Consider the following 14,787-nt stretch of genomic DNA (forward strand, 5'->3'; position numbering starts at 1 on the left):
CCACGGGCCCACAGCTGACGTCCAGCCGACAGCAGTCACCCACCGTTACATCCGTAACTGGCCGTACGTGAGGAATCCCCCGGTGGCCGCTGTCAGGCGTAGTCATCGACCGCGGCCTTCAGCGCCGCCGCAACCTGGGGGTTGAGGAACATCGGCGTCAGATCGTGCGCCTGTACGGATGGTGACCGTCCTAGGTAGTGCGCCGTTATCTGCGGCACCGCTCACGCTGAGCTGCGGGTACGGAACAGACAGTGGGGCCCGGCATCTGGCCGGGCCCTACGTCGTCCCACGTGGTGGGCTCGCGCCGGGGCAGGGTCGGCGGCCGAAGCCGCCTGGGAGCGGACTCGCGAACAGGGTAGGCATCTGGAGGGGCTGAAGAATCTCGCCACGGCCGGACCAGGATGCCGGGGGCGCAACCGTGGACCTTCGGGTCCTGTCTCCATCCCCATGGAGACCTTCCAAAGATCAGGATCAGCCCCGAATGGCCGGGAGTTACGGCTGTGGCGGGTGGGTCGGGCTCTGACCGTCACGTTTGTCGCTGCGGTGCTGGTCGCGGGCGGTGTCTTCTACAGTCTGGTGGTGCTGTTGGACTTCCGGGAGATCGACAGCACCGCGAAGCTGGATGCGAAGACGCTCTTCGACCTGGTGAAACTCTCCTTCGGAGTGGTCGCCGGAGCCGGTGCACTGGTCGCCCTGGTCGTGGCCTACCGCCGTCAGCGCGTCGATGAGGCGGGCGCCCACCGGGAAGCCACCCGGCTTCACACCGAGCGGTTCACCGCCGCCGTCGAGCAGCTCGGCTCGGAGTCCCCGGCCGTGCGCCTGGGCGGAGTCCACGCCCTTGCCGGCCTTGCCGACGACGCCCCCACACAGGACCTGCGTCAGACCTGCGTCGACGTCCTGTGCACGTACCTTCAGCTCCCTTTCACCCCCGACCCCGGTGACGACCCCGCCCACCAGGAGGAGCGCCACCGTTACCTGGCCTTTCGCAAGGTCCGGCACACCATCCTCCGCCTCATCGGCGACCACTACCGGCGTCCCCGGGGAACCCACGGCTCCTGGCAGGGCTGCGACCTTGACCTCACGGGCGTCACTATCGACGGAGACCTCGACTTCAGTGACGCCACGTTCTCCAGCGGCACGGTGCACTTCAGCGGTGCGGCGTTCTCCGGCAGCACGGTGGACTTCAGCGCGGCGACGTTCTCCGGCAGCACGGTGCACTTCAGAGGGGTGACGTTCTCCGGCGGCACAGTGCACTTCAGCACGGCGGCGTTCTCCGGCGGCACGGTGAACTTCAGAGGGGCGGCGTTCTCCGGCGGCACGGTGGACTTCAGCCTTGCGAGGTTCTCCGGCGGCACGGTGAACTTCGTTAGTGCGACGTTCTCCAGCGGCACGGCGAACTTCCTCGGTGCGACGTTCTCCAGCGGCACGGCGAACTTCGTTAGTGCGACGTTCTCCGGCGGCACGGCGAACTTCAGCCGTGCGACGGGCCCGGCTCCCCATGGGCTTCTTGCTGCTGTCGGTCCTTCACCTTCTGCGGCGATGACCCTTCCCTCTGATTGGCTGCCCCCGCCTCCGTAGCCCTGTGGAGGCGGAATTGGGGGTCGGGGAACAACGGGCCGAGAACCGGAGCCAACGGCCTTGCCGCAGATAACGGGGCCGCTTCGCGCAAGCCGCGCCCGGCGTATTCGCAGCTCAGCGTGAGCGGTGCCGCAGATATCGCCCTATTATCTATGGGAAGACTTCACGCCCCGGCGGGCACCGACGACCCGTCAGGTGCCCACCAGCGGAGATCCGGGCTTAGCGCACGATCTGGCATGGATGTTCCTCAACCCCCAAGAGCCCCGTGGGTTCACGGAAACTGAAGCCTGTTCAGTGGGAACTCGTGGGTCGGTCCGTGTGCATCAGCTGCGTGTGTCCGTGGGTTCGGTGTGAACGTGGGGGTGGGCTGCGAGGTGGTGGGCCTCTGCATCGGCTTGGTCCGCGGTTCTGTTGCTGTACTCCGGGACGTCGTACTCGTCATCGACTTCGGCGTGCCTGGATATCGCATGTCGCATGCTGCTTCTCCGGGGTCTTAGCTCGACGTCGGGTTGCTCAAGCCGTCGCCCGTCGGACGTTGTAGCGCCAGTGGGAGAGCGACCGGACCACAGTCTCAGCGCCAATGGGGTTCGCGCTGTGAACGAAGACCGTTCCGATTTGGAACGGCCGGTCATTGAAGGCTGCTTCTTCCAAGAGGGACACCACAGGCAAGATCGTGTCGTCACCGCCGAGATCGTGGTCGAGCCAGAGTTCGTCGATGAAGGTGTCGTGATGCTCTTGCAGGAGCTGGATGCCTTCACTGCTGGTGCGGGCAATCCGCGTGGCCCTGGGCAGCGGCCGGAGGTCATCAATGCCGAGTATGACGGGCGTGTGTGCGGGCGGGTCTACTTTCACCGGGCCATCATCGCGGTTACTGGGGTGAAAGCGGGTCTCGTCGTCCGATGACCTCCGCGAGCGGAGCTTCCGTGCGGGCAGCGACGATGCGCCGTGCCCGCAACTGAGCACGAGTGCGGGGGCGGAATTTGGGCTCCCTGACGCAGCCGCAGGGCTCCCGGCCTTCGTAGCGCAGGCCCGCATTCAACACTGCGGCCACGACCGACCAGCCCTTCACGTCGTGCCGTCGGGGTGCTGCGAAGTCATGTCCTGCGCAAAGCAGCGGTCCGCTGCAGCGAGGGCAGGCATGTGCGCCTTCGAGCTCGGGGTGCTTCTTGAACGACACGCGGCACGGCAGGCACGCGTAGTGCAGCTTGTACGGTGTCTCGGCGTAGAAACACATGAGGCGACGATACCGGACGATGCCAGCAGGCCACCGAGGGAAAATCGAAGGCCTTTTTCTCATCATGGTGCTTCTCGGTCGAGCGGATTTCGTCGAAGTGGCTGTTCGGCGGCCTGCTCCAGCAGGGCTCGTGCGGAGTCCGCGTAACGCATCGCTGTCTTCTCGTCGAACCCGAACACCTCGGCGAGGTGGAGCGGATCGGGCCCGTGGGTCAGGGCCCCTTCGAGTTGCCGGTCGACGCGGAGCCGCTCCAGCGTCGCGTCCTGCCCGCGCATCGAGCCGCTGATCCAGTGGTTGCTGGCACGGCTGGTTTTGGTGGCGGTCTGGTTGTTGATCAGCAGGTGGAGGTTCGCGGTGTTCGGCCACCGGCTTCGCCGGTGTTCCAGCCAGTCCAGCAGCAGTTTCAGGGGGAGGTCGTCGAGCGGGCGGACGCGTCCCGCGATGGTCAGCCGGCGGTTGCCGAGGTCGACGTCGTCGAGCATGAGCGTGCCGATCTGGGCGACCCGGGCGGCGTGGATTGCCGCGAGGGCGAGGACGAGCCTCGTTGCCGGAGTGGTGGCAGCCGCGACGGACCGGTCGACCTGGGCGGGGACGAGCGGTTGCAGCACGGCGTACTCGTACTGTCCGACTTTGATCCGGCTGGTCGGGTTGCGGAATAGCAGCCCATTCCGCTTGGCCCAGGTGAACAGCGAGCGCAGGGCCACGAGTTGGTCACGTCGCTGGTGGCCGTGCAGTGTCTTGATGTGGGTCAGGACGTCGTCGCGGGTCACTTCCCGCAGGTGGTCATAGCGGTCCGACCATTCCAGCAGGGCAGGCCGGACACGGTTGAGGTAGAGCCAGACCGTGCCTTCCCGCCGCGGGAGGCTGCGGGGGCCACCGTCACGCAGGACGCGGGTCCAGCGCTCGGCCCCCGAGCGGATGCCGGGTGCGAAACCCTCCAGACGCTCGGCGAGCCAGCCCTCGAAGGAGGGTTCTCTGTCGTCCTCGAAGATCCCCATCTCCTCCAGTACCGTGACGACGTGGCCGACCGGAAGGTCGCGGGACCGGAGCGGGGTGAAGATCTCGCTGTGCCGGATGATGTCGCCCTCGACGTACCCGGTGAGAACAAGGGCCAGGCCGCGGTTCACGGCGAAGCGGATGTTGCGCCCCCAGCCCCGTGCCTCGGCAAACCGATGAGCGAGGTACTTCGCCCAGGTCAGCCAGGGACTGGTCAAGTCAACCCCGGAGGGATCGAGACGGCCGTAGTCGCGCGAGACCTGTCCGAACAGCGGCAGCTGTTTCCAGTCGGCATTGGGCCGCCAGGCCGGCGCGGGCGGCTGCTTGCGAGGGGCGCCCCGCCGTCCGCCACGTCGCCGAGGGGCGGGTGCCGATCCGTTGCGATGGTGCATGCCCATGAAGAACAGCTGATGGTGCCGGACCGCGTTGAGGCGGGCCCTCACATCGGCCTCCGCGGCCAGCCGGTCGACAGTGGCCTCGGCGCCCAGCCGGGCCTGGCACCAGCACAGGCGGCAGTAGTCCGACTTCAGCGGCTGGGTGCGTCGGCAGCCGGCGCAGACGGCCGTCGCATGGCTGCGGCCGAACATGTAGCAGGTCGGGCAGAGTCGTCCGCTGAAGTCGCCCCAGGCCAGGCAGCCGTCGCAGGAGTCGGCGGGCTTGCGGTGGCCCTTCGGATACCGGCTCATGCAGGCGGCAGCGACCGGCCGTCGCGACGCTTGGGCACCACCGCTGGGACCGTTGCGGCGGCGCCGACAGCGGTCTGGGAGATGTTCTTCTCGCCGGGGCGGGTGACCTTCTGCGGTTCCGGGATCAGCAGGTCGCCGATCTCGCAGCCCAGCACCACGCAGATGACGTCCAGATCGTCCAGCTTGAGGGAGACCGGCTGGCCGGACCACAGCCCGGACATCTTCCCGGCCGAGATCACCAGGCCGTGCTCGGCCAGGCTCCGCTGGAGCTCGGACGCCTTCCAGATACCCCTGTTCGCGGCGGTCAGTTGCAGGTTCCACCTCATTGGGCCAGTCCTTCCAGCCGCTTCGCGGCCCGTTCCATCCCTGCGACCCAGGCGTCCTCGACCCGGGTCTGCTGCACGTGGATATACCGCATCGTGGTGGCGATCCAGGCATGTCCCAAAACCTCCTGGATGGCAAGCAAGTCCAGTCCGTTTCCATAGAGTTGGGACGCGCAGAAATGCCGCAGAACGTGCGGCGTCAACTTGTCCGTCCAGCCAGACAGATGAGCCTCGACGGCGTTGTCGAGACCGTTTCGCAGGGCGTCGTCGCCGACCCGGCGGGCGGAACCGTCGGCGTTCTTCCGCTCGCTCGGGAACAGCGGGGCGCCGGGCCGGGCGTGATCGTCGTCGAACTGGCCCCACACGTCCTCGATGAACCACCGCAGCGTCCGGTCGGCACCGTTGATCAGCGGCACCATCCGCTCGCGCGGCCCCGAACCTCGGGCGCCCTTGCCGTGGCGGACATGGAGCTTGCCGAAGCGCCCCAGATCCCACTTGATGTCGTCCAGGTCGAGGCCGCATGGCCGCCGTCATCCTTCGTGGCAGTTCCCCGCGGGCGCTTGTTGGGCCGGTAGCTGGGGCCGTTCATGATGACCTGGTGGCTGGTGTTGATCAGCCGGTCGGGCAGCGACTCGGCGACGACGGGGTTGGGGAAGAGGGGATACCTGCGGACGGACCGCTCGCGCCATCGGCGGACATGCGTGCGGGAGCCGTATCCCGGTCACCGGTTGCTCCCGGGACCGGACCGGGCACGGCGCAGCGGCGGGGCGGCCAGTTGCGAGGGAAGACTGTCGAGCAGGCGGTCGGTGAGTGCAGAGGCTGCGGCGTGAACGAGAGGCGGGCTCCCGTCCTGTGCGGACCGCAGCCTGGAGAGGATGGTGTGTGCGTCCGGGCTGAGGTGGACGGTGATCTTGCCGGTACGTGTCCGGCGGCGGAAGTCCTTTGCGCACGTCAGATGTTCCTCCGGGTGCTGGGGACCGGTGCGCAGGGCGGCGTCGATGTAGTGGCTGGGCGCGATGCGGCGTCGCTGTGTCTGGTCGGTATCGGCCCGTGCGACGAGCCGCGTCAGCACCTGCGCGTCCAGCCGCAGGAAGAGCGGGGTCCAGGCACGGGCATGCACCTGGGAGTCGGCGAGACCGGCGTCGAGCGCACGCAGCCGGGCCCAGACGAGGGCCCCGGCTCGGGGGGCGTCGCGCCCGTGCTCCGCGTGGTACTGGGCGAGGAGTTGCTGGTAGGTGAGCCCCAGAGCATGGGCGCAGCACTTGAGCTGGCGGAAGTCAGTGGCCATGGCGCCTCCGGGCGCAGCTCCGGCGGACTGCGGCCCAGGAGTCGGTGACCGGGCAAGGATGGAGCGCCAGGCCCGCTGGGCTTCTGCCGTGCTTCCGGGCCGGGGCCGGGGCATCTCGGCAAGGGCGCTGGTGAACCCCGCAGTTTCAGCTGCTGGGCTCAGCATAGGGCGCGCTTCCCGCTTCATCGAGGAGGCACGGCGGGGTGGTTGGGAAGGGCTGCGTGTCCGCTCGGGTCTGGAGACCGCATGATGCCCGGGAGTCACCGGTTCGGCGCGTGACGCACGCCGGCCCTGGTGGTGGCGGACGGCGTGTACGGGTACTGGCCCGGGTGCACTTCGCCCTGATCACAACCACTCAGGTGTCAGTCGCCGATGTCGTCGACGTCGAGGAACTCGCGCACGCGGGACGCCGCGTCCTCCTCCTCCGGATCTTCGGCCCCTTCCCTGTCGATGAGTTCCACCGCGGTGGTCAGAATTGAGAGTACGTCCCGCTCGCTGATACCGCCGATTTCATCGTCTGTCGGGACTTCGGGGAGTGATCGCAGCCGCTTGATGGTGTCGATTTGAAGCTGGCTCAGAATTTGGTGCTCGTCACCGTGGGTATCGTAGATTTTGATGGCGCGGGAGATCAGGAGACGAATATCGCTGATTTCGAATTCTTTGCAAATCGGGTGATTACTCATGCGGCTATCATATCGCCTTCGCTGGTTCCGTTGAAGCTCCATCCGAGTCCGCTTTCCCTCTGCCTGCGCGCCTGCCCTTGCGGATCTGTGTGAGAGGCGCTGCCGGGCAGGAGGCGGTAGGAAGGTGGCGGGCCGTGCAGGGTCGAGTGGCCGCCGGGATCACGCCGGCGGCCAGATGATGCCTCTCGGAGGCGTCGAATCGCGCAGGTCGCGATGAGCACCCCCGTGATGGAGCCGAGCCCAGGGCAGCCGCCGATCGGTCCCGCGCCTCGTCCAGACACGTCCGCCGCGCCTGACGGTGCGAGACGGTACGGGGGCGCGCCCTCGACCTGGAGCTGTGCATGTCCGCTGGACTGACGACTGATCACCCCGCCTGGAGCGAGACCGGGAGAGGGGACCGTGTCCGGGCGGTGGCCACCGCGTCCGGGATCTGGGCACTGTCCTGGGACCGTGAGGGACTGCTGGTGGCAGACGACAAGGAGACCGCCCCGTCGACCGGGCGGGCTCGCTACGGTGATGACTATGACGCACCGGAGCGAGACACAGACGTGGTCGGGTACGGGCCTGCCCCCGCGCGTCGACTGGCACGGCATCGAGCGACCGGCCGACGACGCCGAAGTTTTCAGTGCCGAGGGCATCGCCGCCCGTGTCCGGCGCGAGGCCGCCGAGATGAGGGCCGCCGCCGCGGAGTTGGCTGCCGGGACCTCGGATCCGCTCGACATCGCCGTCGCCGCTTTCCTGACCACTCAGGCCACCCTCCTGGAACGGGCCGGCGGCGACGCCGTGCGCGCCGACGTGATCCGCCCGGAGCAGGACACTCTCCACAGTTCTGGAACGCTTCCGACCGCCGCCCGGTCCGCGCTGCTGATCGCCCGCGCCCACCAGGAACGCGCACAGGAGGACAAGCCCACGCCGCGGTGAACGCCGCTGTCTCGCGATCACCGCGGCGGCCGTCAGTTCATCGCCGGTGGCCAGGGGGGCGGCGGGTTGTCATGCTGCGCCTTGACCGCCGGGGCCGGGGTGGTGCCGGTATCTGCCGGCGCACGGGGCGGTGTCCGCGGTGGCCATGCGGTGCTGCTCTTCGCGCAGGGAGGCGGCCGGGTGCAGGTCTGGTGGGCGTTGCCGGCCCGGCCCGCCGCTGGTCTGGCCCGTTGCCGTGTTCCCGGTCCGCGGGGGTGATGCCTGTGCCGTACCGTCGGCTGTGGGCCGGGTGCTCGGGGTTTCCGGGCCGGGGTCTGCGGCAGCGGTGGCATGTGCGGGACGTGCGCCGGGGCTGTCCCGGCGGGGTGCTCCCGCGGTGAGCAGCTCCTTGATCCGGCGGTCGAATCCGGCACCGGGCAGGGGGAGTTCGGTCTCGGGCCCGCGGAGGTATCCCGCGGTGACCACCTGGGGGATGTAGGCCATGAGCCTGGCGACCGCGGGTGAGCGGCGCCGGACTGTGTTGCGGGAGAGGCGGCTCAGGATTCTGAGGAAGGTCGCGATGGGCGCGTTGCCGAAGCGGAGGTCGGCCGGGTGCCCCGGGCACCGCCGGCCCGGGTTGCGGTCCCGGTCGGATGGTTGTGGTCCGGGTCCGGGCGGGGGATCGCGCCGGGCGTCGTCGGTCTGGCGGTGCCACCAGTCTGCGGTGGCCCTCTCGCCCTGGGCCAGGTGGTGCAGGTAGAGGCAGTAGGCAGCGGCGGCCTGGCCCGCCCCGGCGGCGTACTGCCACCAGAAGCGTGCTCCTTCGGCGTCGGCGCCGGGGCTGTTCAGCTGGAGTACACAGGCCAGGACCAGTGCGCTGCGGGGCCCGGGTACCTGTTCGGTGACGAAGTCGGCGACCGCGTCGGCCGGGGTGTGGGTCACGAGGACCTCACACAGGACACGCAGGTCCTCGGCCGCTCCGGTGCAGGCGCTTCTTCCCGCCGGGGCGGTGGCGGAAGGTCTCCTGGCCGCCGCTGACGGGCTCCTGGCGGGGACGACGTCGCGGGGGACGGTGCGCTCGCGTACCAGGAGGGCTCTGGACAGGAGTTCTTCGACGCGGGGCATGGGGTGGTGTTTCCTTCGGTCGGTGAAGGGGGGCAGATGACGCTCTCCACGAAACGGGTGGCGTGCCGTTCCTCGGAGCGCACCGTTGCCAGGGACGCGCCCAGCAGGGCGGAGACGGTCCCCACCTCCTGGTCAGCCAGAAGACCGCAGTTGACCCCGACCACCCGGCCGTCAGCATCGGCACCCTGAGCGGAGCCCTTCCCCGCGGGTTGACGCTGAGCGGCCTGCGCCAGGACCGCATCCTCAACGAAGCGGCCGAGAGCGCCGACCCGCTCCGGCTGATGCGCCTGTTTGGCATCACCGAGCAGACCGCCATGCGCTACGTCACCGCCGCTCATCCCGAGAAGACGGCGAAGCTGCCCAGGTGATGCCTCAGCGCGTGAGGCTGTCGGGGATCTTGAAAACTAGCCCAAGGGCGCTTACTCAACGGCCGCGTCCGCGGGAAGCGTGTGTTCCTCGAATCCGCCGTCTGTAACAGGGGTGAATCGTTGGCTGTGCCCGTTGGAGTAGCGAACGGTCACGGCGCCATCGGTGACGAACACATGCCGGTCGGGGTAGACCAGAGACTGAGCTACAGCACCAAGCACTGCCCTACGAGGGTCCTTGCTCCGCGCCAGCCCCGGCCCCGAGAACCGGCTGGTCAGGCTGTATTCGTTCCAGACCTCGTCACCCGCACCCAGCAACTCATCCGCGTACCGAAGGGTTTGGTAGATCGGCGTGTCTCTGGGGAGCGTGTGTTCCTCGACGTCTTCATGGCAGTCAACCTGCGTCATGGCGCCGCGGTCGGTGGCAGGTTGGGATTCAAGGGTGATTGTGGAGGGCTTGGGGGCCTGGTCCAGCTCACGGATCCGGCTGAGGGCGTCGTGGTAGCCGATGCCTTCGGCCTTCTGGAGTTCCCTCGCGCGCTGCTGCTCGGTGTTGCGCCTAGTCACGATCGTCTCCTGACCGGTCCAGGGCCCCCACGCAACCCGCCGGTGAAGAACGGATCGTCAGTCTGCGATTCCCGGATCCCGCAGGACCTTCTCCCGTCGGTGCCTGCGCGGCGTGGGCGCGTGGGCTGCGGAATGGGCGTTCGGCTCGCCCTCGAGGGAGAGCGTACTGGATGCGACTGACTCCGGTCAGCATGTGGCGCGGCGGCCGCTAACCCGAGCACCGGCGCCTACCCCGGGCTCATCGATCAGCTGGGCCGAACCCACTCGTTCTACGTCCGAAACCCCAGGTTGGTGGACGGGTTCCCCGTCAGACCGTTGCCAGATTCTGCGAACTCGCGCGCTTCTGACCGGGCCGCCCAGAAAATTCGCAGGCAGGAGCACGGTCACCGGTACTGCGAGGAAAGCTGATCCGGTTCGGCGCCGCCGTCCCGCGCGCCGGAGCGGACCCTGCCGAGTGGCTCGGGGAGACCCTCGCTGACATCGGAGTGCGCGGAATCTGGCACAAAGGTGCACACCTCCGCGAGCGGGGCGGTCCTGCGGTGGTTGCAGTGGACAAGCGTTCCCGACGCGGACCACGCCGTGTTCCCGCGGGGGCAGTGCGCGTGGAGGGTGCGTGTTCCATCGGGTAGTGTTCACAGGATCTTCCACAGCGGTCCGTGGTTGTTCTCGCGCAGGCCGGTGATGCGGCGCTGGACCTCGGTCAGGGAGCCGGGGGTGTGGGGCGGCTCTGCGGGCGTTGGTGGTGATCATCCGCGGTTCGCGGATGTCGCGGAGGATTTCGTGGCCGGGCCAGGTGGTGGTCTTTTCGACCGGCGGGGAGCCGGTCGGGGATGGGGAGGGACCATGGTGTTCCGTAAGTTTCTGAGCGCGCTCGGTGTGAACGCGCCCCGGGTCGAGACGGTGGTGGAGAATCCGGCGGTCCGGCCGGGCGGGACCCTGCACTGCACGGTAACCGTCGCGGGCGGCGGAGCCGACGTCGACATCGAGCGGCTGCGGCTGGAGTTGGTGGTGCGGGCCGAGGACCGCGAGGCCGACGGTTCGGCCGGCTGGTACAACCCGTACACGGTGGTCGCGGCGGACATCGACGGCTTCCGGGTGGCCGCCGGGGAGACCGTCACCCACCGTGTCGATCTCCAGGTGCCGTGGGAGATGCCGCTCACGCACGGGCGGGGTGCGCGCATCCGGGGCGGCCGGGCGGCGGTGCGCACCGAGCTGGCCGTCGACCGGGCCTTCGACAAGGGCGACTTCGACGAGATCTCCGTGCACGCCCTGCCGGCCCAGGACGCGGTCCTCCAGGCGTACGAGGATCTGGGCTTCCGGCTGCACGAGGCCGAGGTGAAGATCGGTCTTCTGCGGAGCGCGCCGCGCATGGAGGACCGGCAGACGGCCCCGTACTGGCAGGAGATCGACTTCTTCTACCCGGAGTCCTGGAACATGGGCCGCCAGGAACTGGAGACGGTGTTCATCGCCCGCGAGGACTCCCTCGACGCCCACCCGGGCGGCAGTCCGGCGGTGACCTTCCGCCACGCCGAGCTGGATCAGAATGTCTGGACGGAGACGCTGGACGCACACGTACGCCACTGCCACGGGATCGACTAGATGTTCTGGATCACCCGGGTTGTGGACGATGAAGAGCTTGACGCGGGGCCGCAACGCGGCCTTGCGGGTCTCCGGGGGCAAGGTGTCCTGGACCTGGAGCCGTCCCGCCAGGGCGGTAGCGGCCAGATCGACCCCGATCGCGCCGAGGAGGGATGAGACCACTGTGACCGGTGTGGCCGGTGTTGAGGCCACTCGCGCCGCGTTGCGCGAGCTGGAGGGACGGCCGTTCACGGCCATCGGCCGGGCCGCGACGCTTGTCTGGCTCGCGTTCGGTGACGACGTGCCATGGGCGGACCACCGTGGCGAGCACGCAGTCCGCCCGGAGTTGTCGCTGCACCTGCAGTGCCGCTGGCGGCTGCTCAACGGTGTCTCCACGATGGTCCAGGAGGGCGATCTCCATGTCCCGGGCGCGCGGGCCGGAGCCGGATTCGAGGCCGGGGGCGAGATCGGGACGAGTCGGTTCGACGACCGCGTGACAACCGTCATGCAGGTCGTCGCGGCAGATGCTCCCGTCGTCGACCACGTGCGCATCGGCGACGAGTTCGACCTTCAGCTGACGCTCTCGTCCGGCATGTCCCTGGAAGTGTTCCCGGCAGGGCGCCCGGAGTGGGAAGACTGGCGGTTCCTCAGCCCGGGCGTAGGGCGTCCGCACTATGTGGTGGAGAACGGCTCGGTGTTCAAGGCGTGAGCTCGCCACGCGCCCGCGGGCCCCGTCGCCGGGACCCGCGACGGCCAACGTGAACTACTTGGTCAGGACCTTCTCATCCTTCGTGGCAGACCCCCGCGGGCGCTTGTTGGGCCGGTAGCCGGGGCCGTTCATGATGACCTGGTGACTGGTGTTGATCAGCCGGTCGAGCAGCGACTCGGCGACGACGGGGTCGGGGAAGAGGGGATACCTGCGGACGGACCGATCGCGCCATCGGCGGACATGCCGTCGGGAAGTCTCGTCCGGGTGGGGCGCCGGTAGTAGACGGAGCGGACCGAGGCGAGGTCGAGGGTGCGGCGGTCGCTGGCCAGCGTGCCGTTCCAGCGGTCCCCGTCGAGGGATGCGGCGAGGGTGAGCCTGAGCGGGAAGTCGGCCATGTCTGCCCGGAAGACGGGCACACCACGGCGGTTCAGCTCGCTGGTCACCAGGTCGCACGTCGGGTCGAAGCGACCCGCGAGAACGAGGATCTGTCCGGTCTCGGGCATCAGTCGTCGCTGGCCCGGGATCGTCCGGCGCGTCCATCTCGCCCTTCGGCTGTGTCGGACCGTAGGTCTTCGGCGGATTCTTGGTCATGTAGACGCCCGGCGGCAGACCCTCGTACGTGCCGGTCTGCGTGTCCTCGTCGTAGGCGATATCGCCCGGCAGGATGCCACCGGTAGCCGGCACCGGTACGAGGAATCGCAACGCGACGGTGACGGCCCCTCCCCTGTGGGCAGCTCCGGCATGGCCTGGGCGCCGTCGGGACTCAGCGGAAGCCGCGACTCCGGCACGTCGAGCGCGACACCTGCAGGACGGCGGCCCTCAACCGTGATCGGCATGGCCTCTCCCCCCTCTTCATCCGCGGACAGGGAGTACTCGTTCTCCCCGCTCCACAGGAGCAGGGAGACATACCGGCGGGACTCCCACAGGCGGGAGAGTGAGAAGCAGGCCAACGGCCACGGACGGGCCGTACTCCGTCCTCCGGCGACGGCTCCCTACTGCCCGGGAGCAGCCACGTCCCGCTCGGTGAGGAACCTGTCGAGGAGTTCGGTGGTGGGTGAGGCGCTGGACAGGAAGAAGGCGGTGGCCAGAGCCACGGCCGACAACAGAACGAGCTTCCTCACCGCGCGATCATGGCACACCGCGAACCGCCCACAGCGCCCTTCCCGGGCATGTCCACCACATGGTGTGAAGCGCCTTGAGGAGGGTGTCCGAACTACGGGCCGAGAGGCCCGGCAGATCCTCGTCCTGCCGGGCGGCACCTCGTCATGGCCGACGAACGTGCGGCAGGCGGCTTCGGCACGGGCGTCGCCGGGCGGAGGCCCTTGGGGCGCGGCCGGGCATGCCCGTACCCGTGCGGTACGGACCCGGCGGTCCCGCCGGGTCCGGTCACGGGCGTCGCTGCGGACGATGTCCGTCTTCGCCGCGTTCGGGAACGGGGCGTCCCGGCGTGCGTCGGGGGACCCCGGACAGGGAGGCCTGTCGGTGTGGGGGAGGATGCGGGAGGGGAGGGGATGGTGAATGCGCTCAGAAACTCAGGAGCTGGTGCAGCCGCAGGTGCGCGTGGTGGACAGGTTCGGAGCGGTGCTGGTGGCTTCGATGTCCGTGCTGTGCGTCGAGGTTGTGATCGGGGCGATCGCGCTCGTCGTGTGGGGGCAGACCCAGGAGAGTCCAGGTCTTGCCTACAACACGATGGGAATCCTCGTCCTCGTCGTGATGACGCCGTTCGTTGCGGCGGCCGGAGCTGTCCTCGCAGCTCTGCTGTCCGTCGGTGTGGTGATGCCGCTCCTGGTCGTGGCCGGATGGCTTGGCCGCCGGTTCTCGGGGCGCGAAGTGTGGTGGTGGGCGCCGGCGCTGGCGGCCTCCGGGACCGCCTTGCCGGCCCTGATTGCGGCGGTGTTCATGGAGACCGGTCTCCTGGTGTGCCTGGGAGGGTGGCTCGTGGTGACGGTGGCGCTCGCCGTAACGGCGCTGGTCGCCCGCAGGTTGCTGCTACCGAACCGTCCGCGGCTCTCCGGCGGCGCGATGTTCGGACGGGTGGCACTGTATGGGACGTTCACTGTTGTCACCGCCGGCACGCTCGCCAGCATCGGCCTGTACGCCGGGATCGGATACGAGCCTCCGCGGCTGAGCACGGAACGGGTGGCCGGGACGTGGTCCGACGGAAAAGGCGGCATGCTCACTCTCACGGCCGACGGCAAGGCAACAGCGATCCGCGTCGAGACGTTCGACCTGGACGACTCCTTCGAACCCGTGATCCACCAGTGCACCGGCATCGGGACCTGGAAGTACGATCCGGGTGCCGGACCGTGGTCACAGGAGGTGGCTGTGTCCGTCGACAACTGCCCCATGGACACCTGGCAAGTATTCGGGACCCCCGAGCGTCCGAAGCTGTTCGTCTTCGTCGGCGACCCCGACACCGGGGACCTCTACATCCTGCAACACCGCGAACACGCCGTGTCTTACGGGTAGCCGCCTGAGCCGGGAGTCGAGCTTCTCCCGCCCTGGGCCAACAGCGCGATCTCGTCCTCGTCGAACGCGATGTCCAGCCATTTCTCCGCGAGGTCTGCCGTAGCAGAGTCGGTCACCACGCGTCCGCCGGGAGCGGAACGGGCGTGCTCTCGCTCCGCTCTCGCGCGCTATGGCACTACTCGCAGGTGGGTCGGCCAGCCGAAGTTCTTCCTGTCGAGGAGACGGAGCGTCTTCTTGATGTCCTCCGGGTCCAGTTTCACGCACCCCCAGGACTCGTGGTCACCGT

16 protein-coding genes and 1 pseudogene are annotated in these 14,787 nt (G+C 68.7%); 6 read left to right on the forward strand and 11 right to left on the reverse strand.

Going from position 1 to position 14,787, the window contains the following annotated elements; all coding sequences use genetic code 11:
• The first annotated feature begins 579 nt into the window (after positions 1–579).
• A complete protein-coding gene (locus AB0D49_RS32805; protein ID WP_362764705.1) occupies positions 580–1,578 on the forward strand; it encodes a pentapeptide repeat-containing protein in 999 nt (332 codons plus the stop codon).
• 513 nt (positions 1,579–2,091) lie between these two features.
• Here AB0D49_RS32805 and AB0D49_RS32810 read toward each other — a convergent pair.
• The 6 genes from AB0D49_RS32810 to AB0D49_RS32835 form a co-directional block, all read right to left on the reverse strand.
• Complete coding sequence (locus AB0D49_RS32810; protein ID WP_362764708.1) at positions 2,092–2,613, reverse strand: cyclic-phosphate processing receiver domain-containing protein; 522 nt, start codon at positions 2,611–2,613, stop codon at positions 2,092–2,094.
• Between the two features lie 261 nt (positions 2,614–2,874).
• Entirely contained in the window at positions 2,875–4,494 is a 1,620-nt protein-coding gene (locus AB0D49_RS32815) for a hypothetical protein (protein WP_362764711.1), read from the reverse strand.
• Entirely contained in the window at positions 4,491–4,820 is a 330-nt protein-coding gene (locus AB0D49_RS32820) for a helix-turn-helix transcriptional regulator (RefSeq protein WP_362764714.1), read from the reverse strand. The genes AB0D49_RS32815 and AB0D49_RS32820 overlap by 4 nt, the downstream gene beginning before the upstream one ends.
• Complete coding sequence (locus AB0D49_RS32825; protein WP_362765064.1) at positions 4,817–5,326, reverse strand: site-specific integrase; 510 nt, start codon at positions 5,324–5,326, stop codon at positions 4,817–4,819. Before AB0D49_RS32825 ends, AB0D49_RS32820 begins: the two co-directional genes overlap by 4 nt.
• Positions 5,327–5,538: 212 nt before the next feature.
• A complete protein-coding gene (locus AB0D49_RS32830) occupies positions 5,539–6,105 on the reverse strand; it encodes a hypothetical protein (protein WP_362764717.1) in 567 nt (188 codons plus the stop codon).
• 362 nt (positions 6,106–6,467) lie between these two features.
• Complete coding sequence (locus AB0D49_RS32835) at positions 6,468–6,788, reverse strand: hypothetical protein (protein WP_362764720.1); 321 nt, start codon at positions 6,786–6,788, stop codon at positions 6,468–6,470.
• A gap of 522 nt (positions 6,789–7,310) precedes the next feature.
• Between AB0D49_RS32835 and AB0D49_RS32840 the strand changes: the two genes are divergently transcribed.
• Positions 7,311–7,709, forward strand: a complete 399-nt coding sequence (locus AB0D49_RS32840; RefSeq protein WP_362764722.1) for a hypothetical protein — start codon at positions 7,311–7,313, stop codon at positions 7,707–7,709.
• A 69-nt stretch (positions 7,710–7,778) separates the two neighbouring features.
• Here the strand turns inward: AB0D49_RS32840 and AB0D49_RS32845 are convergent, their stop codons facing one another.
• A complete protein-coding gene (locus AB0D49_RS32845) occupies positions 7,779–8,813 on the reverse strand; it encodes a hypothetical protein (RefSeq protein ID WP_362764725.1) in 1,035 nt (344 codons plus the stop codon).
• A 119-nt stretch (positions 8,814–8,932) separates the two neighbouring features.
• Between AB0D49_RS32845 and AB0D49_RS32850 the strand changes: the two are divergent.
• Positions 8,933–9,181, forward strand: a pseudogene (locus tag AB0D49_RS32850) (hypothetical protein); the annotation flags it as partial.
• A 51-nt stretch (positions 9,182–9,232) separates the two neighbouring features.
• Here AB0D49_RS32850 and AB0D49_RS32855 read toward each other — a convergent pair.
• Positions 9,233–9,745: a hypothetical protein gene (locus AB0D49_RS32855; RefSeq protein WP_362764727.1), complete on the reverse strand. Its 513-nt coding sequence runs from the start codon at positions 9,743–9,745 to the stop codon at positions 9,233–9,235.
• A gap of 843 nt (positions 9,746–10,588) precedes the next feature.
• Here AB0D49_RS32855 and AB0D49_RS32860 point away from each other — a divergent pair.
• Positions 10,589–11,344, forward strand: a complete 756-nt coding sequence (locus AB0D49_RS32860; RefSeq protein WP_362764730.1) for a sporulation protein — start codon at positions 10,589–10,591, stop codon at positions 11,342–11,344.
• 163 nt (positions 11,345–11,507) lie between these two features.
• Complete coding sequence (locus tag AB0D49_RS32865; protein ID WP_362764733.1) at positions 11,508–12,032, forward strand: hypothetical protein; 525 nt, start codon at positions 11,508–11,510, stop codon at positions 12,030–12,032.
• A 155-nt stretch (positions 12,033–12,187) separates the two neighbouring features.
• Here the strand turns inward: AB0D49_RS32865 and AB0D49_RS32870 are convergent, their stop codons facing one another.
• Both AB0D49_RS32870 and AB0D49_RS32875 read right to left on the reverse strand, forming a co-directional pair.
• The gene (locus AB0D49_RS32870) at positions 12,188–12,535 is read right to left on the reverse strand and encodes an MvdC/MvdD family ATP grasp protein (RefSeq protein WP_362764736.1); all 348 of its coding nucleotides are present in this window, start codon (positions 12,533–12,535) and stop codon (positions 12,188–12,190) included.
• A gap of 489 nt (positions 12,536–13,024) precedes the next feature.
• The gene (locus AB0D49_RS32875) at positions 13,025–13,153 is read right to left on the reverse strand and encodes a hypothetical protein (RefSeq protein ID WP_362764738.1); all 129 of its coding nucleotides are present in this window, start codon (positions 13,151–13,153) and stop codon (positions 13,025–13,027) included.
• A gap of 421 nt (positions 13,154–13,574) precedes the next feature.
• Here AB0D49_RS32875 and AB0D49_RS32880 point away from each other — a divergent pair, with 421 nt between their 5' ends.
• A complete protein-coding gene (locus AB0D49_RS32880) occupies positions 13,575–14,501 on the forward strand; it encodes a hypothetical protein (RefSeq protein ID WP_362764741.1) in 927 nt (308 codons plus the stop codon).
• Here AB0D49_RS32880 and AB0D49_RS32885 read toward each other — a convergent pair.
• Positions 14,492–14,617 (reverse strand): hypothetical protein, encoded by a 126-nt coding sequence (locus AB0D49_RS32885; RefSeq protein WP_362764744.1) that lies wholly within the window; start codon positions 14,615–14,617, stop codon positions 14,492–14,494. The genes AB0D49_RS32880 and AB0D49_RS32885 overlap by 10 nt on opposite strands.
• Positions 14,618–14,787 lie beyond the last annotated feature (170 nt).

The sequence above is a fragment of the Streptomyces sp. NPDC048290 genome (genome assembly GCF_040652095.1).
Classification (GTDB): domain Bacteria; phylum Actinomycetota; class Actinomycetes; order Streptomycetales; family Streptomycetaceae; genus Streptomyces.